This window comes from Trinickia sp. NRRL B-1857, from assembly GCF_050470685.1.
Lineage (GTDB): Bacteria > Pseudomonadota > Gammaproteobacteria > Burkholderiales > Burkholderiaceae > Trinickia.
This window is the reverse complement of record NZ_JBFLUK010000011.1, coordinates 2237850-2264719: the sequence shown is the minus strand read 5'-3', so window position 1 is coordinate 2264719 and position 26870 is coordinate 2237850. Positions and strand designations below refer to the sequence as shown.

Genomic DNA, 26870 nt, shown 5'->3' with positions numbered 1-26870 from the left:
TCAGCGAGGCGGCGTGTTGCGTGCCGCGAATGCCTCGTAGGGCGCCACTTCTTGCACGCTGCCTCGGGCCAATTGCACCACCTGATCGCCGAACGCGGCGACGTCGGCTTCATCGTGCGTGATGAGCACCATCGGAATGTCGAGACGCGTCTGCAACTCGGAGAGTTCGTGACGCATTCGGTCGCGCATACCGGCATCGAGCGCGGCGAACGGTTCGTCCAGCAGCAAGATCCGCGGTTTGGCCACCAAGGCGCGCGCAAGCGCGACGCGTTGCTTTTGTCCGCCCGAGAGCTGCGCCGGATAGCTGCCGGCGAGGCCGCTCAACTCGAACGCATCGAGCCAGTATTCGACTTCGCGTGCGCTTTCGCGCGAGCGCGGATTGAGCCAGCCGCGCTTGAGCGCAAAGCCCACGTTCTGCCGCACGTTCAAATGCGGGAAGAGGGCGTAGTCCTGGAACAAATAGGCGGCGCCCCGCATCCGGGTAGGCACGTCGATGCCGCGAGCGGCATCGAACAGCGGTTCGCCGCCGAGCGCAATGGTGCCTGCATCTGGCTTGAGCAGTCCGGCGACGGCTTGCAAGGTGAGCGTCTTGCCGGCGCCGGAAGGTCCGAACAGCACGATGCGCTGGCAACTGCCGGTAAACGAAACGCAAAGCTCGAACCGGCGTTCGCGCGCGACGAGCGTTTTACGGATGTCGACGGTCAATGACATGGCGGCATCCGCACTAGCGAGACGTCAAGAGTTTGTGCTGCGGAACGAGCTGCCCGGCGATGAGCAGGACGACGACGCAGACAGCCGACGTGACGAGCACCAGTACGTTGGCCGTATGGTCGTCGCCCGCCTGTACGGCCGAATATACGGCGACGGAGAGCGTTTGCGTGCGGCCCGGTAAGTTGCCGGCGATCATGAGCGTGGCGCCGAACTCGCCCAACGCACGCGCGAATGCGAGTAAAGCCCCGCCGAGAATGCCGCGTGCCGCGAGCGGCAGCGTCACGCGGAAAAACAGCGCCGTTTCGCCGATCCCGAGCGTTCGCGCGGCGTGCTCGAATTGCGGCTCGACGGCTTCGAACGCCGAGCGTGCCGATTTGAGCACGAGCGGAAACGCCGCGATCATCGACGCGATCACGGCCCCTTGCCAAGTGAAGACGAGACGAATGCCGAAGGTGTCGAGCCAAGCGCCGATGGGGCCGCGCCGGCCCAGCAGCACGAGCAGGTAATAGCCGAGCACGGTCGGCGGCATGACGAGCGGCAACGTCAGCAGCGCATCGACGATGTCGCGTGCCTTCGAACGCCAACGCGCGAGCGCAAGTCCGGCGGCGATGCCGAAGAGCGCATCCAGCGCGGTCGCCCATCCGGCGACCTTCAGCGACAGCGCGAGTGGAATCCAAGCGTCTTGCATGGCGTGCTGCTCACCCGAGGGTTAATGACTCGCCGGCGGCTCGAAGCCGTATTTCGCGAGAATCGCTTGGCCTTGGGGCGACAGAACCAAACCCGTGAACGCTTCGGCTTCGGCGGCATGCGCCGATCCCTTGACGACGGCGATCGGGTAGGCGACCGGGGTCTCGGTCGGCACCTTCATCGCGACCTTAACTTTTTGCGGCATGATCGCGGCATCGGTGCCGTAGACGAAACCCGCGTCTACTTCGCCGCGCGCGACGTAATCGAGCGCCTGACGCACGTTGTTGGCCAGCACGGCTTTGGCGCTCACCGCGTCCCAGCTCCCTTCATGCTCGAGCGCCGCCTTCGTATAACGTCCCACCGGCACGGATGCCGGATCGCCCAGCGCGACGCGTTTGACCTCGGCCATCGCCACGGTCTCCCGTACGGAGCGCACCTTCAGATGACTATCGGCCGGCACGATCATCACGAGCGAGTTCGTGGCGAAATCGTGTCGCGTGCCGGTGACCACGTCGTTCTGTGCCACGGCTTTGTCCATCGCGGTTTCGTCGGCCGATGCGAATACATCGGCGGGGGCGCCGTTGGCGATTTGCTGGAGCAGGATGTCCGATGCGCCGAGATTAAGGACCACCTTCGTGTCCGGATGCGTTTTCTCGAATGCGGTCGCCACGTCGCGGAAAGCATTCGTCAGGCTGGCGGCGGCCGACACGATGAGTTCATCGGCGTGCGCGACGCCTTGAACTGACAAGGCGGTGAGCGCGCCGGCGCTGAGGATGAGCGCGCGGATCGGACGGCGGACGGCGGACACGTGAGCGTTCATGAAGACGGAAAAGAGGAGTCGAAACCGACATCGTAATATAGCGGAGGTGATAACGCATTCTACGATGCCGGACATACGGCCGCGGCTATGGAGTGACTAGCGGGAATCGAAGGCCGATACCTGGGCGCCGGGCGGCTCGCCCCGGCATGCCGCGCCGTCAGGCGAATGGGGAGGTCAGCGCGGCGCTTCGGCCCATGGGCGAGGCCGGCACGGGGCGCGGCGCCGGGTAGGCCGCCTTCCAGCGCGCACGGATGTAGGGCCGGTCGCGCCCGGACAAGTGCAGGGCGATGTGCGTGATCCAATATTGAGTGGGCACGCGGACGTCGTGCATCGCGGCAGCGAGCATGAGCAGGCTGACGGCGACCGGTACGGCCGAAAGCTTGCTGGGCTTGGCGTCCCAGGCCCACCAGACGAACAAGATCGCGGCGAGTGCGCCGACGATGCAGCCGGCCACGGCCTCCGACGGCGAGTGCGCGCTCAAGACGACGCGCGAGAGGCCGACGGCTAGACCCGCGGCGAGGCCGAGCGCGACGCCCGCCACCCGAAAGCTCGGCCGCGCGGGCAACAGCGTTAGGAACAAGGCGACAGGATAGACTGCGGTGGAGAGCATCGCATGCCCGCTCACCCCCGTGAAATCCCATTCGCGAATGCCGACGCCCCAGCCCAGAAAGGCGAGCTTGGTGAGCGTAACGAGGCCTGCCGCCGCACCGACGATGACGAGCCAGCCGAGCGCCAAGCGCCGCGAGTAGCCGAGCGCGAGCCAGAAGGCGATCGCGATCGCGAGCGGCAACGTAAGTCCCGCGCCGCCGAGGCGCGTGATCGAGAACCAGAGGTGGACAGGCAAATCGTACATATCGGACCAGGCCGGGCGGAGTGGCCGCACGGCTCCTCTCTACTTAACGCACGGGCCGTTCGAAACGACGACAGGCGTAACGTGAAGGGACAGTATAACGAGCACGACGCTCCGGGGTGGCGCAGCGCGTGCGGTGACGTACGCGGCACGCATCTCACTTGGTGCGAGTGTTGCGCAGGCGCCGGGACGCGAAAAGCGTATATTGTGCATTGCATCAAAATACTGCGTCCGGTCCCTTTTTAGCGAGCCACGTCCAATGACTAAAAGTTTGACGAAACTCTGGCTGCAAGGTTTCAAACGCATCATGTCCAGCGTGCCGGCGGCTCAAGCGGAATTCTTGCGCCAAACGTCGAAGTCTAAGCCGAAGCGCCGCCCCCGAGCCGAGCCCAAGCGGCGCACTGCGGAACGCGCCGCGCCCGGCGGACGCGAGCCGCACCAATCGCGGGTGCGCCCGCGCGCCGGTGCCTGGACGAAGGGGCAGTGGACCCGCTCGTACCATTCGGCGCCGCCCGTGCCGGGCCGGCTCGTCAACCATTTGTCATACGGCTTATATATTCCGCCGACGGCAGCCAAGGGTGCCTTGCCGCTCGTCGTCATGCTGCACGGCTGCAAGCAGACGATCGACGAATTCGCGATGGGTACGCGTATGAACCTCCTGGCGGACGAGAACGGCTTCGCGGTCGTCTATCCCGAGCAGTCGAAGCATGCGCACGCGCATCGATGTTGGCATTGGTACGACGACCGCGATACGGCCGGACTGGGCGAAGCGCGCGCGGTCGTCTCGCTTGTCGATTCGCTGATCGCACATCACGGCATCGACCCCGAGCGCGTTTATGTTGCCGGTTTGTCCGCCGGTGGGGGCTTGGCCTCGTTGCTGGCGCTTCATTACCCGGAGCGATTCGCGGCCGTGGCGCTGCACTCCTCGCCGGCATTGGGCGAAGCCCATTCGGGCATGACGGCCATGGACGTCATGCGGCGCGGCGTACGGCGCGATCCGGTTGCCCTCGTCGATGCGATCGTCGATGTCGCGAGTTACCCAGGCATGCCGGCAATCGTGGTGCATGGCGAGGCCGACCGCGTCGTCGCCCCTAAGAACGCCGAGCAACTCGGTTTGGCGTTCCTGCGTTTGAACGGTTTCATCGATCGCGCCGGCGCTTGGGTCGCAGGAACCGCTCTCGAAGCGCAGGAAGGATCGGCGCGGATCGAGGACTATCTCATGAGCAACCGCCGCGTGCTGACGGTTTGCCGCGTCGCCGACCTCGGCCACGCTTGGGCCGGTGGCGACGAGGCCGTGCCGTTCCATTCGGAAGCCGGTCCCGACGCCAGTGCGTTGATCTGGGCCTTTTTTCGCGATCACCGCAGGCGTCTTTCTGCAACGGCGCGCCGGGCCGCAGCGCGCTAGCTTGTCGCCGGGCAATGGGATGGCGAGTTGATGCGGAAAAACCACATGCTCGGATAGCGCTAGCGCAACCCTAGGGTTTTCCCTATAATTCGGGTTATCGCTTAGGTGTTAACACCTACTACCGCACGAGGTCATCATGTTCCTGCTCAGCCGCCTGTTTCTTCTTCTGACGCAAACCGCCGAAGCTCGCCAAAAGGCGCGTAACGACGCGTACCTCGCCGAAGCTACCGATCTCTACGATCTCGAGTTCCGCATGCGCAAGCTCGATCGCGAAGCCGTGATCGTTCAGCCGTCCTGGCAAGCCGCGCGCTGAGCTGAGCGTAGCGATCCGGCGCTTGCGCGCCGGCTCGCCTTAGAGGCTCGTCGTTCCGGCGCCGTTATCGGGCGTGGATTCTTGCACCCCGTAGCAGCCGCGGTACGTCGCATAAAACGAGCAGTACAGCATCGTCGTCAGCGTGATCGAGGCCGGAAAGAGCACCGTGAAGGCATAATCGGTTGCGCCGATGGCGTTCATGAGCAGCGATAGGCCGATCGAAACGACGATGGCCGTGGCGAACCAGAGCACGCCATAGACGATGAAGGCGCCTCGGTTGCGCCAGCATGTCACGAAGCTGAAGAACATCGCCTTGACGGGCGGCAGGTCATGCCATGCCGTCAATATCGGCGCGAACCAGAACAGCATCGCAACCGGCACGTAGCAAACGAGCGCGACGAATATCGCTTTCATGAGCGGCGCCGCCGCGAGCGTGTCGGCAGCGACCGGCTCGGTGCCCATCATCAGCTTGAACAGCGCCCCGCCGTCGGCGAGCGCGGATCCCGCGAAAACGAGCGCGATGGCGGCTAAATACATGCCGCCGAGTTCGATCAATCGCATTGCGCCGAGCGCGCCGTAAGACCGAAACCCATCCACGAGCACCGTCGGAAAGACGATCTTGCCCGCAACCGTATCGCGGCACGCGGTCATAAAGCCCACCGCGACGCCCGGGATCAGCGCGAGCGGAAGCACCGCGCCGACGACGGGAATCAGCGATATCGCCCACATCGCAAGCAAGTAGGTGAAGAAAATCGTCAGGAATCCGAGCGGATTGCGACGAAACAACCAAACACCTTGCCGGTACCAGACGTAGCCGGTCTTTGCGGAAACTTCAGTTAGTTGCATGTATTTGACGCATCCAGAGGCGCGACGCCGGCAAGGCGCTCGCGCAAGATGCGTTCGAAATGGGTTGGGTCGTGCGGCTTGAGCATTTCAGCCGCGCGAGGCAAGTAAAAGTCATACAACCGCGACACCCAGAAGCGATAGGCCCCCGCTCTGAGCATATCGGGCCAGTGACGCCGTTCCTCCGGCGTGAAGGGCCGCACCGTTTGATAGGCGCGCAGCAGTGCGTTCGCGCGCGCATCGTCGAGTTGGCCCGTCGCTAGATCGACGCACCAATCGTTCACCGTCACCGCCACGTCGAACAGCCACTTGTCGCAACCGGCGAAATAGAAATCGAAGAATCCGCCGAGGCGCACCGTGTGATTCGTCTCGGGCGCGGCCGGCGCGAACAGCACGTTGTCGCGGAACAAATCGCAATGGCATGGGCCGCCCGGCAGCGCCGCATAGTCGGACGATGCGAAGAACGCGCTCTGATGCGCGAGTTCGGCGCTCAGCAGTTCGCGTTGCCGCTCCGCGAGGAAGGGCAGGACCTGCGGCACCGTGTCTTGCCACCACGGCAGGCTGCGCAGGTTGGGCAGATACGGCTTGAAGTCGCGTCCGGCCAGATGCATGCGGGCCAGCATTTGGCCGACTTCGGCACAATGCTCCGCCGCTGGCGCCAGTTCGCACTGGCCCGGCAGTTTCGTGACGATGGCCGCGGGCTTGCCGTGCAAGATGCCGAACAGCGCGCCGTCGGTGCGCGGCATCGGGTCGGGCACCGGTACGCCGTGATGCGCGAGGTGGCGCATCAACTCGAGATAGAACGGCAACTGCTCGGCCGTCAATTTCTCGAAAATCGTCAGCACATAGGCGCCGCGTGTGGTCGTCAGAAAGAAGTTGCTGTTTTCGATGCCGGAAGGGATGCCTCGGAAATCGACGACAGCGCCGAGATCGTAGTGGCGCATCCAATGCGCGAGATCGGTTTCGTTGACAGCGGTAAAGACGGCCATGCGGAAGACTTCAGGTGCGATTGAACGGGAAGCGGCGCACGACCTTAAGGTCGCGCGCCGCGCGGCCGGTCCGTTGCGAGGCCGGCCGCGGCGGGTCGAGCGAGGCGATCAGTAGTGCAGGTTGATCGACGGCAATCGGGTGCTGGGTTGGCCGCTGCTATGGACTTGAGGCGACGTATCGGGCGACGCGCTCATTTGATAGCGCGTGCCGAAGTTCGAATGAACGTCGATTTCCACGGGCTTGCCGCGATCGCGATATTCGGTGATCTCGGTTCCGTTCCGGCTCTTCTCGTGGAAGCTCGGCGTGCGGGGCACGTCGTTGATGTCGACTTTGGACGACACCTGCGCGGCGGGACGATTAATCTCGGTCAGATCGGGCAGGCCGGCCGCCTCGTTGGCTGCGCGCTGCGACTCGCGCGCTTGCGCGTCGTCGGCTTGAGCCGCGAACGCGAGGCGCGGTGCCGCGGCAAGACTTGCGACGGCCAGCGCGGCGCAAACGGCGGCGGAAAGGTACGGCTTCATGGTGGGTCTCCGGAAGATCCTTGGATTCTAGCAAATGCGCCCCCGGCGCCGCTTGCGACCTGACGAGCGGGCGTCGCGACCGGCCGTTCGGGCGAGGGCCGGATGACGGCGCTTCGTGGTAATGTCGTTGCAACGAACGAGGCGATACGAACGATGAAAAACGATCTGACACAACACGCGCGTACGATGCATCCCACGGATTTTCCGACCGAGGCATTCGCCGATGCCGCCGACGCCGTTACGCGGCTATCCGAGATCTACGAAGCGAATGCGGCCTTTTTGCGCGACGCCTTCGCGCGCTACCGCCGTAACGAACCGTTCGGCGAGCGGGTGCGGGCGTGTTATCCGTTCATCCGCGTGCGGACCGAAATCAACACGCATATCGACTCGCGCCGCTCATACGGTTTCGTCGCGGGGCCGGGGGTATTCGAAACCACGGTGACGCGTCCCGACTTGTTCGGCAACTACTATCGCGAGCAATTGCGTCTGCTGGCCAAGAACCATCATGTCGCCATCGAGGTGGGGGTCTCCCAGCAACCTATCCCCATTCATTTCGCCTTCGCGGAAGGCATTCACCTCGAGGGCGATCTCGGGCGCGAACGCTTGATGGCGATGCGCGACGTATTCGATACCCCCGATCTCGCGGCGCTCGACGATCGTATCGTCAACGGCACGTACGAACCGTTGCCGGGCGAACCGTTGCCGCTCGCTTTGTTCACGGCGCCGCGCGTCGATTTTTCGTTGCATCGTTTGAAGCACTACACGGCCACCTCGCCGACGCATTTCCAAAACTACGTTCTTTATACGAACTACCAGTTTTACATCGACGAGTTCACGAAGCTCGGTCGGCAGTTGATGTCGCATACGGACGACGAAGAGTTGCGCGCCTATCGAAGCGAGTACACCTCGTTCGTCGAGCCGGGCGACGTGATTACGTACAACGCGAACCTGGGCGAGCAGCCCGATGAGGGCACCGTACCGGCACGCTTGCCGCAAATGCCGGCTTATCACTTGAAGCGTGCCGACGGCAGCGGCATCACGATGATCAACATTGGCGTGGGGCCGTCCAACGCGAAGACGATCACCGATCACATCGCGGTGCTGCGGCCGCATGCCTGGGTGATGCTCGGGCACTGCGCGGGGCTGCGCAACACGCAGCGGCTCGGCGATTACGTGCTTGCGCATGGCTATGTCCGCGAAGACCACGTGCTCGATGCCGATTTGCCGCTGTGGGTGCCGATCCCGGCACTGGCCGAAGTTCAGGTGGCGCTCGAGCGCGCAGTGGCGCACGTCACTCGGCTCGAGGGGGCTGAACTGAAGCGCGTAATGCGAACGGGTACCGTGGCGAGCGTCGATAACCGCAACTGGGAGTTGCGCGATCACCGGGAACCGGTTCAGCGGCTTTCGCAAAGCCGTGCGATTGCGCTCGATATGGAAAGCGCAACGATCGCCGCGAACGGGTTTCGCTTCCGTGTCCCCTACGGCACGCTGTTGTGCGTGTCGGACAAACCCCTCCACGGCGAACTCAAGTTGCCGGGCATGGCCGACCAGTTCTATCGCGCCCAGGTCGACCAGCACTTGCAAATCGGGGTGAAGGCGATGGAGCTATTGAGAATGAACGGGCTCGATCGGTTGCATAGCCGCAAATTGCGCAGTTTCGCGGAAGTGGCATTCCAATAATTCATTTGGCTATCCCTGTGCGTCGTTACGCGGGTAAACCATTTTTTTTGAATTTTTTTTGGAACCTCTTGTCTGTAGGCTTGTGGTAATGAATGTGGAAGTTATTTGAAAGAATGACTTCCGCACCAGTCCGGAACTACAGCAGGAGGACATCGATGAATCACGCGAAGCGGCTGCTGCTCGCGAATCGCGCCTGGTCGCAAGAGGCCACGGCGCGAGACCCAGGTTTTTTCGAACGACTAGCCCAAGGCCAGCAACCGCGGGTGCTTTGGATCGGTTGCTCGGATAGCCGCGTGCCCGCCGAACGGATTACGAATGCGCAGCCAGGCGAGCTATTCGTTCATCGCAACATCGCCAATCTTTACACGTCCGACGACGGCAATACGTCGAGCGTCGTCGAGTACGCCGTCCATGCGCTCGGCGTCGAGCATATCGTCATCTGCGGACACCATCATTGCGGCGGCGTGCGCGCGGCGCTGTCGGCCCCGTCCGACGCGTTGCCGGCCGTCAATCGGCGTATCGCCGGCCTGCGTCAACTCGCGCACCGCCATCGAGACACGCTGAACGCCATCGACGATTTCGAAGCCCGCGTCGACCGCTTGGTGGAATTGAACATCGTCGAGCAGGTTCGGCTGTTGCGCGAATCTCCCATCGTTCTTAGCGCGCCCGTCAGACCTACGGTGCATGGCTGGGTATTCGGGCTGAGGCAAGGGTTGTTGACGCCGCTGACCGATCTCGACGACGTGCCGGATTCCATGCCAGCGGCGATCGCCGCGGCCTGACGCGCGCTCCATCGCCACGCTTCACACGTTCGTTTCCGATTCGTCCGCTGCCTAGATTGCGCAGCGCGGCGCCATTCGACCATTCGCTTTCTGCAAGGCCATGTCAACCTCGTCCCCTTCGAACTTATTTCCTTCGCTGTCGACGTTGCGCAACGACGTATTCGCCGGCATCGTCGTCTTTCTCGTCGCCCTGCCGCTATGCCTCGGCATCGCGACCGCATCGGGCGTGCAGCCGTTTGCCGGCCTCGTGTCGGGCATCGTCGGCGGCTTGATCGTCGCGCTGCTGAGCGGGTCGCACCTGAGCGTCAGCGGGCCGGCCGCGGGGCTCGTCGTCATCGTCGTATCGGCGATCGCCTCGCTCGGCAGTTTCTCCGCATTTCTCGCCGCCGTGCTCATCGCCGGCGCGCTTCAAATCGGCTTCGGCGTGCTGCGCGCGGGGCGTATCGCGAGCTACGTGCCCGCGGCCGTCATCAAAGGGATGCTGGCATCGATCGGCCTCATCCTGATCATCAAGCAGATCCCCCTGGGCGCGGGTGTCATCGGCGAGGCGGAGTGGAGTGTCGCGCATCCGGCCGCTGTCTCGACGCCGTTCGGCGAGATCCTGCCGATCGCACTCGCGCTTTGCGTAGTTTCGGTTGCGATCCTGTTTGCGTGGGAAACGCCGCAAGCCAAGCGTTTCGCATTCGTGCGCGCCGTGCCGGGCCCGTTGGCCGTCGTTGCGCTCGGCATCGGCGTCACATTGGTGCTCGAGCGATTCGCGCCGTCGCTCGCCGTGCCGGTCGAGCATCGCGTGTCGCTCGCCGCGCTCGATTCGCCGGCGGCGCTGCTCAATTCGGTCTCGATGCCCGATCTCTCGCAATTGATCAGCCCCGACGTCTGGCGCGTTGCGATCACGCTCGCCATCGTCGCGAGCTTGGAAACGCTGCTCAGTCTCGAAGCGCTCGAGCGGATCGATCCGAAGCGCCGGCGCGTTTCGCCCGATCGCGAATTGAAGGCGCAAGGCGCGGGCAACATCGTCGCCGCGTTGTTCGGCGGGCTGCCGCTGACGGCCGTGATCGTGCGCAGTTCGGCGAATGTGCACGCCGGGGCGCAGACGCGCATGTCGGCCGTGATTCACGGTGTGCTGTTGCTGGCTAGCGTGTTCGTGCTCACGGCGGTGCTGAATCTGATTCCGCTGGCCAGCCTCGCGGCCATTTTGATTCAGACAGGCTATAAGCTTGCCAAACCCAGGTTATTTATCGAGATGGCGCGCGAAGGCGCCGGGCGATGCGTGCCGTTTGCTGCAACCATCATCGGTGTGCTCGCGACCGATCTGCTGATCGGCATCGCAATCGGGATTGCGACGAGCGCGCTGTTCGCGATGCAGGCAAGCCTGTCTCGCACGTTCGTGCTGACCCGGCATGACGATTACTTCTTGCTCTCGGTCCGCAAGGATGCGACGTTCTTCGCCAAGCCGATGCTTGCCCGCTGCCTCGCGCAAATTCCCGAGCGCGCGACGGTACTGATCGACGCCGAGCGCGCCGATTTCATCGATACGGACATTCGCGATGCGATCGATGCGTTCGTGCGCGATGCGCCTCATCGGCAGGTGACGGTGGAGCGGCTGCGCTGGCCGGAGTTGTCGCCCGTGGGATGACCGGTGGCCGTCGACCGCTCGCAACCAGCTATCATGTGCGCAATTTGAAACTAACGAGCCAATGCGCCCGATCGGCTGGAGAACTCTATGGCTTCCCCCCAAGATAGCGTCAGCATGGCGCTGTTCTGCGACTTCGAGAACGTCGCGCTCGGCGTGCGCGATGCGAAGTTCGAGAAATTCGACATCAAGCCCGTGCTGGAGCGGTTGCTGCTTAAAGGAAGCATCGTCGTCAAGAAGGCCTATTGCGACTGGGATCGCTATAAGGGATTCAAGTCGTCCATGCACGAGGCCAGCTTCGAGCTCATCGAAATCCCGCACGTGAGGCAGTCGGGTAAGAACTCGGCGGATATCCGTCTGGTCGTCGATGCACTCGATCTTTGCTATACGAAGTCGCACGTCGATACGTTCGTCATCATCAGCGGCGATTCGGATTTCTCGCCGCTCGTCTCGAAGCTGCGCGAGAACGCCAAGAAAGTCATCGGCGTGGGCGTGAAGAATTCGACGTCGGATTTGTTGGTCGCCAACTGCGACGAATTCATTTTTTACGACGACCTCGTCCGCGAGCAGCAACGCGCGAACGCCAAGCGCGACGCGCGCGAAGCGAGTGCCGCCGCCAAACGCGCAGCCGACGAGGACAAGCAGCCCAAGGCCGAGATGGAATCGCGGAAGGCGAAAGCCATCGCGATCGCCGTCGAGACGTTCGACGCACTCGTGTCGGAGCGCGGCGAAAGCGGCAAGATTTGGGCGTCGGTGCTCAAGAGCGCGATTAAGCGCCGCAAGCCCGATTTCAGCGAGTCGTATTACGGCTTCCGCGCGTTCGGCAATTTGCTCGACGAAGCCCAAGCGCGCGGCTTGCTCGAGGTTGGTCGCGACGACAAATCCGGCGCATTCGTCTACCGGCCGAGCCAGGCGCCGGTCGCCGACGCGCCGAGGCACGGCGCCCAGGACCTGAGCGCTCAAGAAAACGGGATGGTGCCCGAGACGGCCGGTCACAAAGGGCGGAAGAAAGGCAAGGGCGTGCGCAAACAAGGGCGGGACCATGCGCCGGCCGTAGGAGCCGAGATGTCGCCCGAGGTCGCACCGCAGCCGGACGTCGAGCCCGTCGTGGCGCTTGAAGAACCCGCACCGATGCCGGCAGCGCCCAGCGAGGCGGCGGCGGAGGCGGTGCCCAAGCCGCGTCGCGCGCGCAAGACGCCCGCGAAAAAGGCCCAAGCACATAGCGCTCGCGCGCCGCAGGAGCAAGCCGAGGCCCAAGCGGCCGAGCCTGTGCCCCAAGGCGCGGAGCAAGCCAAACCGGCGAGAGCCTCGCGCAAGTCCGCGTCGCGAACGAGCCGTGCGCGCAAGGCTCCCGTGGAAACCAGCAACGAACAATGAGTTGGGAGAGTAGAACGTGTTGATTTGCAGGAATCAAAGCTGTCAGGCCCAGTGGGAGCCGTCCGACGTAGTCGTCAAGAACGAAGGGCAGGGCTTGCTGTTCCGCTGCCCCATGTGCGGCGCGCGCAATTACGTCGAGAAATTCGAAGCCGAGGACGGCACCGTCGTCTACGAGCAAATTGAGGGAAAACCCTTCATTTGACGATGTAACGGATGACATATTGCCGCGGCACGTCCGTCGCGCCACCGTGCGGGAGCGGGCAGGGGCACGGGCGGGCAGCCCGGCGCCCCGTGCGGCCTCGTTTCGTCGCTCGTTTAGTCGGTTCAGGCGTCAACCGAATCGGCTCGTACCGCGTTGTAAGAGATCACAAGTTGCTATATCGATCGCCCGGCGCGGTCCCCACGATCTTGGCCTGATAAATAAACGGCGCGATGACGCCGGCGCCACGACTCGCTCCGTTGCCGCTGAGAAAGACCGATTTACAGGAAATGCAAGACGATAGTCACGGAGACCGTCCCTCGAGAGTCGTAGCCTCGTTCTACGCGAAAGCGCGTCGCATCGACCATAAGCGTCTCGTTTCGCCCGCCATTGCGCTCATTATCTGTGCGCTGTTGCTGCTCGCGCTGCAAAAAATCTCGCAAAGCATCGACTACCACTCCGTCAGCCGGCAATTGTTCTGTATTGGCCCCGGCAGATGGGCCGCCGCGCTTGCCGCGACGGCGCTGAGCTTTGTCGCCCTCGTCGCACGCGATGAAATCGGCTTGCGCCATGTCGACGCCAAGGTGCCGCGTTCGTTGCTTTGGATCGGAGCGACGGCAGCGTCCGCGCTCGGCAATATCGCGGGCTTCGGTGCGCTGACGGGCGGCGCGGTGCGTTGCCGCGTGTACGGCGCTGCCGGTGTCACGTCGTCGCAAGTCGGTCGCTTGACGCTGCTGACCAGCGGCTCGCTGATTTTGGCCACGTTGCTGATCAGCGCGTTGGGCGCGCTGTTGGATACCGGGCCGCTCTCGGCGATGACCCACCTCACGCCGCGTGCGTTGACCGTAGGCAGCATCGTGGTGCTCGTGGCCCTGGCCGTGGCGATCGTCTGCTGTGGCGCCACGACCAAACGGATCGCTACGCGCTGGGAGCGCGTCACGCTCGACATCCCTTCCCGGTCGAGCCTCGTTTCGCAGATCATCTTCGGCGTGGTCGACGTCGTCGGTGCCGGTGCTGCCTTATGGGTGTTTCTGCCGGACACGCATACCGGTTTCGTGAGCTTTCTCGCGGTCTATTCGGCGTCCTTGCTGCTCGGTATCGTCGGACACACGCCGGGCGGCGTCGGCGTTTTCGAATCCGTCATGGTGTTCGCGTTGCGTGGCGACATTGCGACGCCGTCGCTGCTCGCCGCACTGCTGGCCTATCGCGCCGTTTATTTCGGCTTGCCGCTCTTGTTGTCTGTCGCCGTGCTGATCGCCTATGAAGGCCGGGCATTGCACAAGCGCCTGCCGCTACGCAGCGTGGAGCGCATCGCGCCGCTCTTTCTATGTCTGATCACGTTCGTCGTGGGCTCGATGCTGATCGTGTCGAGTGCGACGCCGGCGTTCGCGCATCGTCTGGCCTTGTTGCGTCAGCTCGTGCCGCTGTGGGCCCTCGAAGGCTCGCAACTGGTGAGCGGCGTCTTCGGCGTGCTGCTGCTGTTCGCCTCGCGCGGATTGCTGCGCCGACTCGATGCGGCATGGTGGCTCAGCGTTGCGTTGACGGCCATCAGCCTCGTGTTGTCCGTCATCAAGGGGTTGGCCTTTGTCGAGGCTGGCGTACTGGCCGCGTTGCTCGTTTTGCTGTTGTTCACGCATCGCGGCTTCAACCGGCGCGCGGCGCTGTTCGCCGAGCCGTTTACCCCCGGCTGGTTGATCTCAGTGGCGATCGTGCTGATCTGTTCGGCGTGGGTCATGTTCTTTGCCTACCGCAACGTACCGTACCGGACCGATTTGTGGTGGCAGTTCGCGTTCCATGCCCCCGTTTCGCGCTCGCTACGGGCGATGCTCGCCTCAAGCCTCGTCGCCACGGCTTTTGCCGTCTGGCAACTGCTGCGTCCCGCGGCCGGACGGTTCGTCCATCCCAGCGCCGAAGATCTGACCGATGCGGTTCGGATCATTCGCTCGCAAGAGCGCAGCGATGCGGGATTGGCCATGATGGGCGATAAGAGCTTCTTGTTCTCCGATTCGCGCCAGGCCTTCCTCATGTTCGCGAAGCACGGCCGCACCTGGGCGGCATTGCACGATCCCGTCGGCCCGCGTGCCGAATGGGCGGAGCTGATTCGCAAGTTCGTTATGCTCGCGCATAAACACGGCGGACGAGCCGCGTTTTATCAAGTGAGAGCCGACTCGCTGCCGCTGTATTTGGATTCGGGATTGACGCTGATGAAGCTCGGCGAAGAGGCTCGGCTCGCGCTCGATCAATTCGATTTGAGCGGACCCAAGCGGGCCGCCTTGCGCTACTCGATGCGTCGCGCCGAGCGCGACGGCTGCACGGTCGAGGTCGTCGACGCGGCGGCGATGCCCGAGCACCTCGATCAGTTGCGCAGCATCTCCGATAGCTGGCTCGACAGCCGTTCCGCGCGAGAAAAAAGCTTTTCGGTGGCGGCGTTCAGCGACGCCTATCTTGCGGCGCAGTCGGTCATGCTGGTCCGGCAAGACGGCGTGCCCGTCGCCTTCACGACTTTCATGACGACCGATCTGAACGTCGAGGCGACGGTAGGGGTGATGCGGCATTTAGCCGATGCCTCGCCGTTCGTCATGGATTACTTGTTCGTGCAGCTGGCGATGCACTTGAAGGCCGAGGGCTATCGTTACTTGAGTCTCGGCATGGCGCCGTTTTCCGGCGTTCGGCCGATGCCGCTGGGTTCGCCGCTTCACCAGCTCGGTTCGCTCGTGTGGCGCTTCGGCGGTCGTTTCTACAATTTCCAAGGCCTACGGGCATTTAAGGGCAAGTTTCAGCCGGGCTGGGAGCCGCGTTATTTGGCGGTATCGGGCTGGGCGAGCGCCGTTCTGACATTGCTCGATCTTTCGATTTTGGCGGGGGGCCGCCGTTCATGACTTTTCACGCAGTATTGAAAGCAATCAAATGGTTGGCGTTGCTGGCGAGTGCGTCGTCCATCTGCATCGGCGCGCAAGCAGCCGAAACCCATGTGTCGGGCGGGCGTTACGGCGAGGTGACCGTTGAATGGCCGCAAGGCGAGATGCGAGGCTTCGTCGTCTTGTTTTCCGCCGGCAAAGGCTGGACCGCAGCCGATTCGCAAGCGGCTCATGCATTGGCCGAGCAAGGCGCATTGACGGTGGGCGTCGATACCGGCCGGTATGCGGCGAACCTCGCGGCCGAGAAAACCTGCCGGCATTTGGACGGCGATGCGGAAGCGGTGAGTCACCAGCTCGAACGTCAGTTGAAGTCGAATCGCTACTTCGCGCCGATCATGGCGGGCACGGGCCAGGGCGCGACGCTTGCCCTGCACGTGCTCGCACAGGCGCCCGCGAATACCATCGCCGGAGCGGCGGCTGTCGATGCCCAAGCAAAGCTCGACCAGGATTTCGCACAATGCCCCCCCGATCCGACGATCAGTCGCGGCAGCGCCTTGCCCGGTTTTGTCGAGGTCGGCGTGACCAAGCAAAGCGCAATCGCCGCGATGCAAGCGGCCGAGCGCTCGGCCGTGAAGGAAGGCGCCGATTCGCCGGGATTCAACTTCGGTAAGAACGCGGATGCATTGGCGGCGCCCCTCTTGGCCAAGTCACCGCGCATGTTCGCGCCTACGACGACGAGCGCGACCCAACTCGTCGCATTGATCAAGCCGCACTTGCAAGCCGATACGGTGAGCGAGCAAGACGTCTCCGATTTGCCGCTCGTCGAATTGCCCGCCGCACATCCGCGCGGGATGCTGGCGATCGTCATGTCGGGCGACGGCGGATGGCGCGATCTCGACAAGACCATCGGCGAGCAATTGCAAAAAGACGGCGTGTCGGTCGTGGGTTGGGACAGCTTGCGCTATTTCTGGAGCGAGAAGAGCCCCGAGCAGGTGAGCCGCGATCTGAGCCGCGTGTTGCGCGCCTACGGCGCACGCTGGCATGCCACGTCGTTCGCCCTGATCGGTTACTCGTTCGGAGCGGACGTCATGCCGTTCGCCTACAACCTGCTGCCCGTGACGCTACGCAACCAGGTGTCGGTCGTTTCGCTGCTCGGCTTTGCTCCCGCCGCGGATTTCCAGATTCGCGTCACCGGCTGGCTCGGGATGCCGGCCAGCGATAAGGCCTTGCAGGCGAAGCCGGCTGTGGATCGTCTTCCCGCCGGTCTCGTTCAGTGCTTCTACGGCGAGGACGAAACCGATACGTTGTGCCCTGCGCTGACCGCGACTCAGGAAGTCATTCGCACGCCGGGCGGCCACCACTTCGGCCATGGCTACGACGTGCTGGAGCAGCGGATTCTCACCGGTTGGGAAAAGCGGATGCACGCCGGGGCCGGCACCCGCCTGACGCAATAAGTCGATCGACCGGACAGGCCTTAGGGCCTGTTCCTCCTCGCTTACTCCGAGACGCTCAGGGCGGTCTCAACAGACCGTCCTTCCTCCTCACGTAGCGTGCGGCTCATCTCGTCGCAGCTTGCCGACCAGTCCGTCAGCCAGCGCGGCATCTCCGGCGGCTCCGACGCAATCCCCATCTCGCGGGCCAGTTCTCGGGGCGATACCGTGCCTTGCGACGAACGGAACAGCCCCCGCATCACGACGACCCCTACGACACGCCCCTGCCGCACGAAGCGGTGCTCGACGAACGACCATTTGTCGTCCCAGCCCAGCATGCGCGTGTGAATCTCGAACGATTCGAACAGCTTGAGCTCGCGCCGGAACTTGCCCCATGTGTCGCCGACGATCGGCACCGCGCGATGGCGCAGCGCGACCCGAAAGGCGCCGGTACGCAGAACGTAATGCATGCGGCCGATATCGGCGAGCGTGAAGTAGCGGCCGTTCGTGACATGTCGATTGAGGTCGAGATCGGTCGGCCAAACGCGCATGCGTATGCACGTCGTCTCGAACGGATCGGCGCGCTGTCGCCAAGGCCGGCGCAGCAGCATCAAAAGTAGGCGAAACCAGAGATTCATCGGAGCGATAGGCGTTTTGGGTGAGCGAAACTCTATCGAAGCACGCCGTGTTCGGGTAGATGCGGAACTGACATATTTCATGCGAAATATGCAAACCCATTCGGCATGCATCGATTCACGCTTTGTCCATCTATGCGGATCGCGCGTCGTGCCAGAGAAAATTAGAGTGGAATACTTAGTGCCGATTTTGACGATGCGTGGGTTTCGACCTAAAACGTAGACCTAATCCACGGCGGCTCACAAGGACTCGGCGTGAAAACAACGAAAGGGCTTTGGCGGAGAGCGGTGCTGCTTGCGGCGGTGATCGTTGCCGTCGCAGTGTGGCGATATGAACGGTCGTCCCTGGCCGCGACGGAGGTTCCCGCTGTAGCGAGCGGCGCCCCGATGGCGTCGCCGCCGGCATCGCCGGCGAAAGAGACGCGGGCCGAACCGGGTCCGGCCGAACGTGCGCTCGATCTAGCGGCGCTGCGCCGAGCGCTCGCGGGTCGGCCGGATGCGCAAGCGCAACTGCAACGCATCGTCGCGTTCGCCCGATTTCGCGATCTCGTGGCTGCCTACGGCAACGGCAAGCAAAATATGAGCGCTGCGGATCGGACGCGCTTGGCGCGCCAAATCCTCGCCGAATTGCCCGAACACGTGGCCCGCAACGAGGTGTTGCCGTTGCAGGCGGAGGCGATGACCGCGGCGTTGCTGATGGATGCCGATCCCGATCCCCTCACGCGCAGCGCCGACCTTGAAGCCTCGCGCCGCCAGTGGGATGCCTACGCGCGCCAAACGGTCGGCCCCTCGCCGGCGCAGGATCCGCGATACGTCGCATACGCCCAGCAAAGCCAAGAGATCTTCCGTGAGGTCCAAGCGACCGTGGCCGATCCGCGGCAACAACAAGTCGTCATCGCGCAACGTTTGCAAGCGCTGCGCGTGCGGCTGTTCGACGGCGCTTCTTCACCCGACAAGCATTGAACTCACGGGGCGTGCAACCCGCACGTGCCGGTATTGCGTCGAGCAATCGAACTGGGAGGGGAGATGTTTGCATCGAAATGGCTCAAGGGCCTGTGCCTCGGTGGCATCCTGACGTGCGCCACGCTAAATGCGCACGCTTCGGATACGGTATTGCCGGACCCGTCGATTCCGTTTTATTCGTGGTACGAAGTCGTGCTGCCGGAAAGTAGCGGCGCCTCATGCGGCAACGGCACGCCCATGCGCTTCTATATCAATCGCGCGCAATCGAACAACATGCTTTACATGATGCAACCGGGCGGCGCGTGCTGGGACTATGCCACGTGCACGGAGACTGCCACGACCGGCCCCGAGGCGGGCCTCGGCGCCTTCAATCCCGACGGGATTCCGCAGAACTACATGAACGGCACGGCGAGCGAGACCTTGATGTCGTCGCTCCTTTCGCCGTTGATGGTCCGGATGGATCTTGCGCACATCCTTATCGGCGAGCCTCGCATCGAGACGCAGGATTGGACGCAAGTGTTCGTGCCGTATTGCACCGGCGACATTCATATGGGCAGCGCGGTGCGCAGCTATTCCTCGCCCACGGGAGACGCGCGTCTCCAGCACTACAGCGGCTTGAAGAACGCGCAGGCGGTCGCGCAATGGCTGATCGATCACGGCTTCGCTCAGCCGAGCCGATTGCTCGTCTACGGGACGAGTGCTGGAGGATACGGTGCGCTCGCCAACTACGCCAGGCTGCGCAATATGTTGCAGCCTCAAGCGAATAGTTCGATGCTCGACGACGCCGGGACGGTGTTCAACACGCCGTTCGGCGCCGACCCGTCGACGTACCCCTCCGTAGGCTTATACGACAAAGTTCGCGCGGAGTGGGATATGGACGGTCCCGACGGCATGATCACGATCAACAGCAAGCTGTCGCCGTACTTCGACCCGGACAACATGGGCAGTGCCTACGCGGCGCTCGCGAAGACATTCCCTCACGATAGATTCGGCTACACGACCTACCAACGCGATGCGATTATCGCCGCCTATCACTATCGCGAGTTCGTGCCGTCGGTGATTGCGGCACCGGACGATGCGAGCAAGGATGCGCTTTCGCTCGCGATGTTCGGCGACGAATTGAATCGACTCAAGCAGACGATCGATCCGTTGCCGAACTTCGGCTATTTCATGCCTTGGGCGCGCGGCGATTTCATGCATAACCATCAAGTCACGGCAGTCAGTTTCACCGGCTCGGGCATTCACGAAAACGGTATCGATGCCGACGTGGGTACCTTTGTTGCCGATTTGCTTAATCAACAAGACCCGGCAGCCACGCCCGTAATGAAGGCATTTCGCACTCAGCAATGGTCGGACTTCACGTTATCGACGTTTCTCGCGTGGGTAGACAGCGTCCTGAATCTGACGGGCGAGGCGGGGCCGATCTCGGGGCACCGGGCCTGAGCTTTGACGTGACGCGGCAAGCGAGGCGGGACGTCATCGAATCTCGATGCCGATAGCGGGTACGGTCGAATCTGGTAAGGTAATTGCGGTAACGACTTCAGACATGCGAAAACCGCAAACCGATACGCCATGCACGTCACGTTATTGCTTGCCGAGCATTGCTCGGCGACGAGCGCCACGATGGGGCTCGAGTTGCTTCATGCCGCGAATATCTTTGCGGGTGGCGACCGGCCGTTGTTCGAGGTGAAAACAGCCTCGCTCGACGGCCGCGACGTATCGACGTTCGGCGGGCAGACGTTGCAGCCCGATGTGCCGCTCTCGGAGATCGCCGGTACCGATCTCGTCTTGATTCCCGGCTTCATGTTCACGCTGCGGGATGCTTTGCCCACCTTTGCTCGCCACGGCAAATGGTTGCGTCGTCAGCATGGCCGCGGCGCCGTCGTCGCTTCGATGTGCACGGGCAGTTTCCTGCTGGCCGAATCGGGTCTGCTCACCGGTCTGCGCGCCACTACGCATTGGGCGTTTTCGGATTTCTTCGAGCGGCGATATCCTGACGTGCGACTCGATGCCAAGCAAATCCTCTGCGAAGACAATCGCGTGATCACGAGCGGTGGCGCGAGCGCCGCGATGGACCTCATGCTGTATTTGGTGCGTCGTTTCGCGTCGCTCGAGCTTGCGCAACTATGCAGCCGATATATGTTGATCGACAACGTGCGGACCGATCAGAGCCCATACGTGATGTGGTCGATGCCGAAGAGTCACGGCGACGCGGAGGTGCTGCGCGTGCAAGACTGGTTCGATATGAATTATGGCCAGCCCATGCTGATCGACGACGTCGCGCAACGGTTCGGCTTCGGCGTGCGGAATTTCAAGCGGCGCTTCAAGGAGGCGACGGGGTACGGGCCCTTGGCTTACTTGCAAACGCTGCGCTTGGAGAAGGCGAAGCAATTGCTCGAATCCACGCGCATGAGTTTCGATGCCATTACGTTTCAGGTGGGCTACGAAGACAGCAATTCGTTTCGACGGCTTTTTCAGCAGCGGGTGGGATTGCCGCCCGCCGCCTATCGAAAGCGGTTTCACGCTGCTAAGAGCGTCGCCGCCTAAATGGCCATGCCGCCCGATACCTCGATGCGCTGAGCGTTGACCCACCGATTGTCATCGGCGAGCAGCGCGGCGATCATGGGTCCGATGTCGTCCGGTAGCCCCGCTCTGCCGAGCGCCGTGATGTTCGCAACGAAGCGATTGATCTCGGGATTGTCGCGCACCATACCGCCGCTGAAATCGGTCTCGACGGCGCCCGGCGCGACCGTGTTGACGGCGATTCGGCGCGGGCCGAGTTCCTTCGCAAGGTAGCGTGTGAGTACTTCGACCGCGCCTTTCATCGATGCGTACGGCGCGCTGCCCGCAACCGCGACGCGCGTGAGTCCCGACGAGATGTTGACGATTCGGCCGCCGTCGTGGATGAGCGGAAGCAGCTTTTGCGTGAGGAAAAAGACGCCCTTGAAATGCACGTTGTAGAGGTCGTCCACGTCCTGTTCGGTCGTTTCCTCGATCGAGGCGTGATGCGAAATGCCGGCATTGTTGACGAGGTAGTCGAAGCCCTCGACGCCCCACCGCGAGAGCGAGCGACCGACATCTTCGACGAACGCATCGAACGTTGCGCACTTGCCTGTATCGAGCGAGAGAGCGACGGCGCGCCGTCCGGCTTGCTCGACTTGCCGTACGACGGCCTCGGCTTCGACTTGATTCGATCGATACGTGAATATCGAATCCACGCCGCGCGCCGCGAGATGGAGAACGGTGTTGCGCCCCAGTCCGCGGCTCCCGCCCGTGACGATTGCGATCTTGTTCGGCTTGCTTGCTTCGGATTGCTCTGCCATGTTTGCGCTCCAAGTGAGTCTAGATGAGCGCAAGCTTACGGGGGCAGGGGATCGAATTAAATGCCGAATCGGGGCGCGTTCTTGCCTAATCGTGCTCGGCCGCCGGCGCCACCGACGCACCGGCGATGCCATGCTTATTGAGCGACTGGGCAACGAATCCCGAGGCCTTCATCTCCTCGACGAACTTACGTAGTGCCGTCGCCGCCGCTTTGCCGCGGCGCTTCGGCGTGCCCATCGCTTGCCGGATCACCATGAATCGCTCATTCAGCAATCGAAGCCCCGGTGTTCTTTGTGCATCGGCTTCGAGCTGCTGTTTGACGCCGGCCGCGACTTCTAGGTTTTGCTCGAGGAAGGTAGAGACGACCGCTTGCGACGACGGCGCGCGAACGATTTGCGCGGCCTTTAGTTCGCGCGTCAGATAGAGGTCGTAAGCGCTGCCTTTGCCGACGGCGACCCGGTTATGCGGCTGATCGACCTCTTCGTTCGAGTTGATCGGTGCATCGTCTCGCACGAGATAGAAGCCCTCGATCAACACGTAAGGGGCGGTGAACTCGATCTTTTCCCCGCGCAGGGGATCGATCGCGAAGAAGCCGAAATCCGCGTGCTCTTCGCTGACCGCCTCGACCGATTTGCCGGCCGTATCGAACACGACGAGTTCGAGGTCGACGCCGAGCCGTTTCGCGAACGCATGGGCGAGGTCGATCGATACGCCGAACGGCTCGCCGGTTTCGGGATCTTTTTGGGCGAGAATGGGATTGCCGAGATTGATCGAAGCACGTAGCTTGCCGGTGGGCGTGAAGGCGCTGACGATAGACGGGTCGATGGTCATGGGCGCTCGCGATGGAGTGGGCATAGGGGAATTGGGCCGGTTCGATTACGCGGCTCGCGCGGCCAGCGCGTTGCTTTCTCGTGCGCGCATGCGTTTGCGCATCCAAATCGTCCAGAGCATCATCGCGCCGTAGATGACGTAGCTGATGATCGGCAAGACCGCTAGGGACCGTTCTACAGGCCAATGCCATGCGAGCCAACAGCGCAACAAGGCCTCCGCGGTTAGCGCTCCGCCCCACATGGCGGTCATCGCCCGTAGATTCGCGCGGAGGTGCGCCCGCTCATGCCAGAGCGCATCGAACCGGCCCGCGCTATTCGCGTCTTGACGCGCCACCGTGGCTCGGGCGAGATGGAACACGAGCGGCCGCTCGCGCAGCAGCGACAGCAAAAACACGACGCCGATCAATCCCGAGGCGAGCGATTCGCGTACAAGCAGGATTCGGGGGCTTCCGCCGAGCGCCATCAATACGATCGATAGGGCAATGCCGAGCAGCACGAGGACGCTGAGCGCGTCGACGCGCCGTACCTTCGCGAATTCGACGACGCTCCATATCAGCGGCGGTGCGGCCGATGCGTAGAGCGCGCCCAGCGAGCCGAGAGAGGGTAGCGCCAGGCGATACACGAGCCAAGGCAGGAAAAGGTTGACGACAAGCTCGAGGACAACGCCGGTCTTTATTTTCATATTGAATAGGCCTTCTATTGGACGACGGCTTTACTGCAAAGAAGGAAGTATGAGGCGAAAAGCACTTAGCGGAAAGTGTGTGCTTTGCGCTGACGATTGCGGTGCTGAGGAGTGCGCGCGAGCCTTGCCCCAAGCGAGCGTTCCGTACGCGCAGTAACATTGCGATACTCGATCGCATGGGGGAGTTAAATGACGCGCGCACTGATAGAGAGCGTCAAACGCTATACCGAGCGCCAAGGTGGGCAGAGCCCATTCGTTACGCCCATCGACGGCGTGACGATTTTGCGCGCCGATCGCGAAAGGCATCCATCGCACCTCGTGATGAAGCCGGCGCTGTGCGTCGTCGTGCAAGGCGCAAAGTGGACGACGTTCGGCGGCAAACGATACGATTATCGGGCGGGGCAAGCGCTGGTCGTGAGCGTCGAATTGCCGGCAATGAGTCGGATCGTGCAGGCGAGCCCTGACGAACCCTATCTTTGCGTGGTGATCGAGTTCGACCTCGGTTTGATGCGCGAGGTGATGGAGCAATTGGATCGCCCCCCAATGTCCGAAGGGGAGCTTGGACACGGCGTATTCGTTACCGACTTCGACGGTCCGCTCGCCGATTGCGTGCAGCGCGCGATTCGATTGCTCGACACGCCGCGCGCCATTCCCGTGATCGCGCCGATGATTATGCGGGAGATTGGCTATTGGCTACTGACGGGTGCGCACGGCGGGGAAGTCGCCAAGCTCGTTCTGGCGAACGGTCACGTGGAGCGTGTCGTTAGCGCGATCCATGATCTGCGCAATCGATTCACCGAGACGGTGCGAGTCGAAGAGCTCGCCTCGGTAGCGCAAATGAGTTTGTCGGCATTTCATCGTCAGTTCAAGGCATTGACTTCGATGACGCCGCTGCAATATCAAAAGCAGCTTCGCTTGCTCGAAGCGCGCCACTTGATGTTGACGGGCGCGGCGAATGCGGAAGCGGCCGCGTATCGCGTGGGCTACGAAAGCCCTTCTCAATTCAGCCGTGAATACGCTCGAATGTTCGGGGCACCGCCGCGGCGCGATATTGCCGCACTCGCCACCGCCTGAAAATTGCACGTTTAAGCATTAGTCCTTCGGCAGCGCGGCCTTGCGGCTGCGCTTCGGTTGTGGCTCGACACCGACTCGCGGGTCGCGTGCAAGCGCGATGGCGACGATGCGCTCGACAATCGTTTCGAACTCCGGATGAGCCTGCGAAATATAGAGCCATTTGCGGATCACCGGATGAACTTGCAGGGCAGGCATCTCTTCGATGAGCGAAGCATGATGGTCTTGCGACGTGCATACGAGCATGCCGTTCCACGGCTCCTTGCGGTCGCCCGCGGTGATGCAGAGCCGGGCGTCGATATAGGCGGCGTCCATGCTGAACATTCTTTTGCGGACAAAGGTCGGGTCGCGTTCGAACGCATCGAGGATCCAGGCAAGCGAGTTGCGGATGGTGGCGGGCATAGGTGAATTCTCGGCCGAAGATCAATCTGCGCGACGTGCCGCTTGCCGGGCTTCCCAAGCCGCGAGCGCCGCTTCGTATCGATCGAGCGCTTCTTCGTAAAGTTCGAATATGCAAGGCGAGCAGCCGCTATGGCAGCACTCGTCTTGCGTGGGACGCTTGGGCGGTGTGGGGCGAGGGTCGTCGATGGACGAATCCCGGCCGGAAACGTTAGGCACGGCGCTCGTTAAATGAATTTGAGCGCTTAGTATAAGTTTCTTTGGCGACCAATTATCGGCAGGCTAGCGATCTAAAGCGAAGGGGCCGCGCGAGCCGCTTGCTATCTCGCGCGGCAGGCCCGTTTGCGGGCTCGCTATGCCAGTAACTCCGCTGCTTGTACATACGGCTGGCCGAGCGCTTTCGCCACCGCCTCGTAGGTGACGTGTCCCTCGCATACGTTGAGACCGGCACGCAGGTGCGCATCGTCGCTCATCGCGCGCTTCCATCCCTTGTTCGCCAATGCGATCGCGTGTGCGAGCGTGGCATTGGTCAACGCGAACGTCGAGGTTCGCGCGACGGCGCCCGGCATGTTCGCGACGCAATAATGAATGACGCCGTCCACCACGAACGTCGGCTCGGCATGCGTCGTGGCATGAGACGTCTCGAAGCAACCGCCTTGATCGATGGCGACGTCCACCACGACGGCGCCTTTTTTCATCGTCGAAATCATGTTGCGCGTGACGAGCCTGGGTGCGGTCGCGCCCGGTATCAGCACGGCACCGATGACGGCATCGGCACTCGCCACGCATCGTTCGAGGGCGTGCGCGCTCGAAAAAGTCGTCGTGATTCGGTTGCCGAAAATCAAATCCAACTGGCGCAGACGGTCGACGTTCGTATCGAGGATCGTGACCCGGGCGCCCATGCCGACGGCCATTTGCAACGCGTTCGTTCCCACCGTCCCGCCGCCGATGATGACCACATGTCCCGGGGCTACGCCGGGCACGCCGGCTAGCAGCAGCCCCATGCCGCCGGCGGGCTTCTCCAGATGTGCGGCGGCAACCTGAATGGCCATGCGGCCGGCCACTTCGCTCATCGGTGCCAGCAGAGGCAGTCCTCCACCGGGGCCGGTAATCGTCTCGTAGGCGATGCATACGGCGCCGGAGGCAATGAGCTCCATGGCCTGTTCGCGGTCGGGGGCGAGGTGCAAGTAGGTGTAGAGGATCTGACCGCGCCGCAACATCGCCCGTTCCACGGCCTGCGGCTCCTTGACCTTGATGATCATGTCGGCGCGCGCAAAGATTTCTTGTGCGTCGCCGCATACCGAGGCGCCGGCGGCGACGTAGGCTTCGTCGGGCAGGCCAACGGCCGCGCCGGCATCTTTTTGAACGAGTACTTGATGACCGCGGCTAACGAGTTCGCGCGTGCCCGCGGGGGTAAGGCCTACGCGGTATTCCTGGTTTTTGATCTCTTTGGGAATGCCGACCAGCATGATGCACCTCCTCCGTGTACGGAATCGATCGATCGAATTTTCAGCCTAGGCTTGTGGCCTGGGATGACGTCGGTCAAGTTTTTGGCGCGTATGACCGAATTTGGCAGGGGAATGCGAAGAGCGTCTGAATGGCATGGGCATCGCCTGCTGAACGACATACTACGCCGTTGTACGCGATGGCGCGGTGCGGTTCGCGTAGCGAGAGGGCTTTCCAGCGCACGGCACTTCTGCGATGATCGCCCTATGGAACCTTGTAACGAACGCTTCTACGCTCGCCACCATCACGGCCGCTCAAAACCGCGCCGTGGTTCGTTACGTCCATAGCACTGAATGCAGGGATCACGAAGACCCTGACTCAAGTGAAAAAACCAAGGCGCTAATTCATTCGAATGGCGCCTTTT

Annotated in this window: 27 protein-coding genes; 13 read left to right on the top strand and 14 right to left on the bottom strand. The window is 62.8% G+C overall.

The features are described from left to right. The 4 genes from AB1286_RS30525 to AB1286_RS30510 form a co-directional block, all read right to left on the bottom strand. Nucleotides 1-711, bottom strand: coding sequence for a sulfate/molybdate ABC transporter ATP-binding protein (locus tag AB1286_RS30525; protein ID WP_430366922.1), 711 nt, complete (start codon nucleotides 709-711; stop codon nucleotides 1-3). 13 nt (nucleotides 712-724) lie between these two features. Next, nucleotides 725-1399, bottom strand: coding sequence for a molybdate ABC transporter permease subunit (modB, locus tag AB1286_RS30520; RefSeq protein WP_430366921.1), 675 nt, complete (start codon nucleotides 1397-1399; stop codon nucleotides 725-727). A gap of 21 nt (nucleotides 1400-1420) precedes the next feature. Beyond that, a complete protein-coding gene (gene modA / locus AB1286_RS30515) occupies nucleotides 1421-2218 on the bottom strand; it encodes a molybdate ABC transporter substrate-binding protein (RefSeq protein WP_430366920.1) in 798 nt (265 codons plus the stop codon). 157 nt (nucleotides 2219-2375) lie between these two features. Further along, nucleotides 2376-3071, bottom strand: a complete 696-nt coding sequence (locus AB1286_RS30510; protein WP_430367366.1) for a phosphatase PAP2 family protein — start codon at nucleotides 3069-3071, stop codon at nucleotides 2376-2378. A gap of 256 nt (nucleotides 3072-3327) precedes the next feature. Here AB1286_RS30510 and AB1286_RS30505 point away from each other — a divergent pair, with 256 nt between their 5' ends. Together AB1286_RS30505 and AB1286_RS30500 are read left to right on the top strand one after the other, a co-directional pair. After that, the gene (locus AB1286_RS30505; protein ID WP_430366919.1) at nucleotides 3328-4473 is read left to right on the top strand and encodes an extracellular catalytic domain type 1 short-chain-length polyhydroxyalkanoate depolymerase; all 1146 of its coding nucleotides are present in this window, start codon (nucleotides 3328-3330) and stop codon (nucleotides 4471-4473) included. Between the two features lie 136 nt (nucleotides 4474-4609). Continuing rightward, nucleotides 4610-4786, top strand: coding sequence for a DUF3563 family protein (locus AB1286_RS30500; protein WP_430366918.1), 177 nt, complete (start codon nucleotides 4610-4612; stop codon nucleotides 4784-4786). A 39-nt stretch (nucleotides 4787-4825) separates the two neighbouring features. Here the strand turns inward: AB1286_RS30500 and AB1286_RS30495 are convergent, their stop codons facing one another. The 3 genes from AB1286_RS30495 to AB1286_RS30485 all read right to left on the bottom strand — a co-directional run bounded on the left by AB1286_RS30495 (nucleotide 4826) and on the right by AB1286_RS30485 (nucleotide 7140). Then, nucleotides 4826-5632, bottom strand: a complete 807-nt coding sequence (locus AB1286_RS30495; protein ID WP_430366917.1) for a BPSS1780 family membrane protein — start codon at nucleotides 5630-5632, stop codon at nucleotides 4826-4828. Further along, a complete protein-coding gene (locus AB1286_RS30490) occupies nucleotides 5623-6618 on the bottom strand; it encodes a homoserine kinase (RefSeq protein ID WP_430366916.1) in 996 nt (331 codons plus the stop codon). The genes AB1286_RS30495 and AB1286_RS30490 overlap by 10 nt, the downstream gene beginning before the upstream one ends. Before the next feature lie 108 nt (nucleotides 6619-6726). Further along, nucleotides 6727-7140 (bottom strand): hypothetical protein, encoded by a 414-nt coding sequence (locus tag AB1286_RS30485; RefSeq protein ID WP_430366915.1) that lies wholly within the window; start codon nucleotides 7138-7140, stop codon nucleotides 6727-6729. A 153-nt stretch (nucleotides 7141-7293) separates the two neighbouring features. Between AB1286_RS30485 and AB1286_RS30480 the strand changes: the two genes are divergently transcribed. The 7 genes from AB1286_RS30480 to AB1286_RS30450 all read left to right on the top strand — a co-directional run bounded on the left by AB1286_RS30480 (nucleotide 7294) and on the right by AB1286_RS30450 (nucleotide 17123). Beyond that, nucleotides 7294-8820: an AMP nucleosidase gene (locus tag AB1286_RS30480; protein ID WP_430366914.1), complete on the top strand. Its 1527-nt coding sequence runs from the start codon at nucleotides 7294-7296 to the stop codon at nucleotides 8818-8820. 155 nt (nucleotides 8821-8975) lie between these two features. Then, nucleotides 8976-9602: a carbonic anhydrase gene (locus AB1286_RS30475; protein WP_430366913.1), complete on the top strand. Its 627-nt coding sequence runs from the start codon at nucleotides 8976-8978 to the stop codon at nucleotides 9600-9602. Nucleotides 9603-9702: 100 nt separating this feature from the next. Continuing rightward, a complete protein-coding gene (locus AB1286_RS30470; protein ID WP_430366912.1) occupies nucleotides 9703-11238 on the top strand; it encodes a SulP family inorganic anion transporter in 1536 nt (511 codons plus the stop codon). Between the two features lie 87 nt (nucleotides 11239-11325). Next, complete coding sequence (locus AB1286_RS30465; protein ID WP_430366911.1) at nucleotides 11326-12612, top strand: NYN domain-containing protein; 1287 nt, start codon at nucleotides 11326-11328, stop codon at nucleotides 12610-12612. 16 nt (nucleotides 12613-12628) lie between these two features. Then, nucleotides 12629-12814, top strand: coding sequence for a hypothetical protein (locus AB1286_RS30460; RefSeq protein WP_430366910.1), 186 nt, complete (start codon nucleotides 12629-12631; stop codon nucleotides 12812-12814). A gap of 287 nt (nucleotides 12815-13101) precedes the next feature. Then, nucleotides 13102-15690 (top strand): bifunctional lysylphosphatidylglycerol flippase/synthetase MprF, encoded by a 2589-nt coding sequence (gene mprF / locus AB1286_RS30455; RefSeq protein ID WP_430366909.1) that lies wholly within the window; start codon nucleotides 13102-13104, stop codon nucleotides 15688-15690. Then, the gene (locus AB1286_RS30450; RefSeq protein WP_430366908.1) at nucleotides 15687-17123 is read left to right on the top strand and encodes a virulence factor family protein; all 1437 of its coding nucleotides are present in this window, start codon (nucleotides 15687-15689) and stop codon (nucleotides 17121-17123) included. The genes mprF and AB1286_RS30450 overlap by 4 nt, the downstream gene beginning before the upstream one ends. Before the next feature lie 41 nt (nucleotides 17124-17164). Here AB1286_RS30450 and AB1286_RS30445 read toward each other — a convergent pair whose 3' ends face one another. Further along, a complete protein-coding gene (locus tag AB1286_RS30445; RefSeq protein ID WP_430366907.1) occupies nucleotides 17165-17737 on the bottom strand; it encodes a thioesterase family protein in 573 nt (190 codons plus the stop codon). 252 nt (nucleotides 17738-17989) lie between these two features. On the opposite strand from AB1286_RS30445, the gene plcR reads away from it, so the two are divergent. From plcR to AB1286_RS30430, 3 genes are all read left to right on the top strand, one after another. Further along, complete coding sequence (gene plcR / locus AB1286_RS30440) at nucleotides 17990-18697, top strand: phospholipase C accessory protein PlcR (protein ID WP_430366906.1); 708 nt, start codon at nucleotides 17990-17992, stop codon at nucleotides 18695-18697. A gap of 63 nt (nucleotides 18698-18760) precedes the next feature. After that, the gene (locus AB1286_RS30435) at nucleotides 18761-20140 is read left to right on the top strand and encodes a pectin acetylesterase-family hydrolase (RefSeq protein ID WP_430366905.1); all 1380 of its coding nucleotides are present in this window, start codon (nucleotides 18761-18763) and stop codon (nucleotides 20138-20140) included. Between the two features lie 129 nt (nucleotides 20141-20269). After that, on the top strand, nucleotides 20270-21244 hold the full coding sequence (locus tag AB1286_RS30430) for a GlxA family transcriptional regulator (RefSeq protein ID WP_430366904.1): 975 nt from the start codon (nucleotides 20270-20272) through the stop codon (nucleotides 21242-21244). Here the strand turns inward: AB1286_RS30430 and AB1286_RS30425 are convergent. From AB1286_RS30425 to AB1286_RS30415, 3 genes are all read right to left on the bottom strand, one after another. Then, the gene (locus AB1286_RS30425) at nucleotides 21241-22020 is read right to left on the bottom strand and encodes an SDR family NAD(P)-dependent oxidoreductase (RefSeq protein WP_430366903.1); all 780 of its coding nucleotides are present in this window, start codon (nucleotides 22018-22020) and stop codon (nucleotides 21241-21243) included. The two genes, AB1286_RS30430 and AB1286_RS30425, sit on opposite strands and share 4 nt — an antisense overlap. 85 nt (nucleotides 22021-22105) lie before the next feature. Continuing rightward, nucleotides 22106-22849, bottom strand: a complete 744-nt coding sequence (locus AB1286_RS30420; protein ID WP_430366902.1) for an ABC transporter substrate-binding protein — start codon at nucleotides 22847-22849, stop codon at nucleotides 22106-22108. Between the two features lie 45 nt (nucleotides 22850-22894). Beyond that, nucleotides 22895-23530 carry a VC0807 family protein gene (locus tag AB1286_RS30415; RefSeq protein ID WP_430366901.1) on the bottom strand — a complete coding sequence of 212 codons (636 nt, stop codon included), beginning with the start codon at nucleotides 23528-23530 and terminating at the stop codon, nucleotides 22895-22897. 189 nt (nucleotides 23531-23719) lie between these two features. Between AB1286_RS30415 and AB1286_RS30410 the strand changes: the two genes are divergently transcribed. Then, a complete protein-coding gene (locus tag AB1286_RS30410) occupies nucleotides 23720-24604 on the top strand; it encodes an AraC family transcriptional regulator N-terminal domain-containing protein (RefSeq protein ID WP_430366900.1) in 885 nt (294 codons plus the stop codon). An 18-nt stretch (nucleotides 24605-24622) separates the two neighbouring features. Here AB1286_RS30410 and AB1286_RS30405 read toward each other — a convergent pair whose 3' ends face one another. The 3 genes from AB1286_RS30405 to ald all read right to left on the bottom strand — a co-directional run bounded on the left by AB1286_RS30405 (nucleotide 24623) and on the right by ald (nucleotide 26469). Then, nucleotides 24623-25003 carry a hypothetical protein gene (locus AB1286_RS30405; RefSeq protein WP_430366899.1) on the bottom strand — a complete coding sequence of 127 codons (381 nt, stop codon included), beginning with the start codon at nucleotides 25001-25003 and terminating at the stop codon, nucleotides 24623-24625. 21 nt (nucleotides 25004-25024) lie between these two features. Continuing rightward, complete coding sequence (locus AB1286_RS30400) at nucleotides 25025-25219, bottom strand: oxidoreductase-like domain-containing protein (protein WP_430366898.1); 195 nt, start codon at nucleotides 25217-25219, stop codon at nucleotides 25025-25027. A 134-nt stretch (nucleotides 25220-25353) separates the two neighbouring features. Then, nucleotides 25354-26469, bottom strand: a complete 1116-nt coding sequence (gene ald, locus AB1286_RS30395) for an alanine dehydrogenase (protein ID WP_430366897.1) — start codon at nucleotides 26467-26469, stop codon at nucleotides 25354-25356. Nucleotides 26470-26870: the final 401 nt, after the last annotated feature.

Coding starts and splice junctions, on each gene's coding strand:
- AB1286_RS30495 (WP_430366917.1), bottom strand. CDS start 5,632: ATGCAACTAACTGAAGTTTCCGCAAAGACCGGCTACGTCTGGTACCGG.
- AB1286_RS30450 (WP_430366908.1), top strand. CDS start 15,687: ATGACTTTTCACGCAGTATTGAAAGCAATCAAATGGTTGGCGTTGCTG.
- AB1286_RS30415 (WP_430366901.1), bottom strand. CDS start 23,530: ATGAAAATAAAGACCGGCGTTGTCCTCGAGCTTGTCGTCAACCTTTTC.
- AB1286_RS30525 (WP_430366922.1), bottom strand. CDS start 711: ATGTCATTGACCGTCGACATCCGTAAAACGCTCGTCGCGCGCGAACGC.
- AB1286_RS30465 (WP_430366911.1), top strand. CDS start 11,326: ATGGCTTCCCCCCAAGATAGCGTCAGCATGGCGCTGTTCTGCGACTTC.
- AB1286_RS30425 (WP_430366903.1), bottom strand. CDS start 22,020: ATGGCAGAGCAATCCGAAGCAAGCAAGCCGAACAAGATCGCAATCGTC.
- AB1286_RS30435 (WP_430366905.1), top strand. CDS start 18,761: ATGTTTGCATCGAAATGGCTCAAGGGCCTGTGCCTCGGTGGCATCCTG.
- AB1286_RS30405 (WP_430366899.1), bottom strand. CDS start 25,003: ATGCCCGCCACCATCCGCAACTCGCTTGCCTGGATCCTCGATGCGTTC.
- AB1286_RS30470 (WP_430366912.1), top strand. CDS start 9,703: ATGTCAACCTCGTCCCCTTCGAACTTATTTCCTTCGCTGTCGACGTTG.
- modB (WP_430366921.1), bottom strand. CDS start 1,399: ATGCAAGACGCTTGGATTCCACTCGCGCTGTCGCTGAAGGTCGCCGGA.
- AB1286_RS30500 (WP_430366918.1), top strand. CDS start 4,610: ATGTTCCTGCTCAGCCGCCTGTTTCTTCTTCTGACGCAAACCGCCGAA.
- AB1286_RS30505 (WP_430366919.1), top strand. CDS start 3,328: ATGACTAAAAGTTTGACGAAACTCTGGCTGCAAGGTTTCAAACGCATC.
- AB1286_RS30480 (WP_430366914.1), top strand. CDS start 7,294: ATGAAAAACGATCTGACACAACACGCGCGTACGATGCATCCCACGGAT.
- mprF (WP_430366909.1), top strand. CDS start 13,102: ATGCAAGACGATAGTCACGGAGACCGTCCCTCGAGAGTCGTAGCCTCG.
- AB1286_RS30430 (WP_430366904.1), top strand. CDS start 20,270: ATGCACGTCACGTTATTGCTTGCCGAGCATTGCTCGGCGACGAGCGCC.
- AB1286_RS30485 (WP_430366915.1), bottom strand. CDS start 7,140: ATGAAGCCGTACCTTTCCGCCGCCGTTTGCGCCGCGCTGGCCGTCGCA.
- ald (WP_430366897.1), bottom strand. CDS start 26,469: ATGCTGGTCGGCATTCCCAAAGAGATCAAAAACCAGGAATACCGCGTA.
- AB1286_RS30490 (WP_430366916.1), bottom strand. CDS start 6,618: ATGGCCGTCTTTACCGCTGTCAACGAAACCGATCTCGCGCATTGGATG.
- AB1286_RS30510 (WP_430367366.1), bottom strand. CDS start 3,071: ATGTACGATTTGCCTGTCCACCTCTGGTTCTCGATCACGCGCCTCGGC.
- modA (WP_430366920.1), bottom strand. CDS start 2,218: ATGAACGCTCACGTGTCCGCCGTCCGCCGTCCGATCCGCGCGCTCATC.
- AB1286_RS30420 (WP_430366902.1), bottom strand. CDS start 22,849: ATGACCATCGACCCGTCTATCGTCAGCGCCTTCACGCCCACCGGCAAG.
- AB1286_RS30445 (WP_430366907.1), bottom strand. CDS start 17,737: ATGAATCTCTGGTTTCGCCTACTTTTGATGCTGCTGCGCCGGCCTTGG.
- AB1286_RS30410 (WP_430366900.1), top strand. CDS start 23,720: ATGACGCGCGCACTGATAGAGAGCGTCAAACGCTATACCGAGCGCCAA.
- AB1286_RS30475 (WP_430366913.1), top strand. CDS start 8,976: ATGAATCACGCGAAGCGGCTGCTGCTCGCGAATCGCGCCTGGTCGCAA.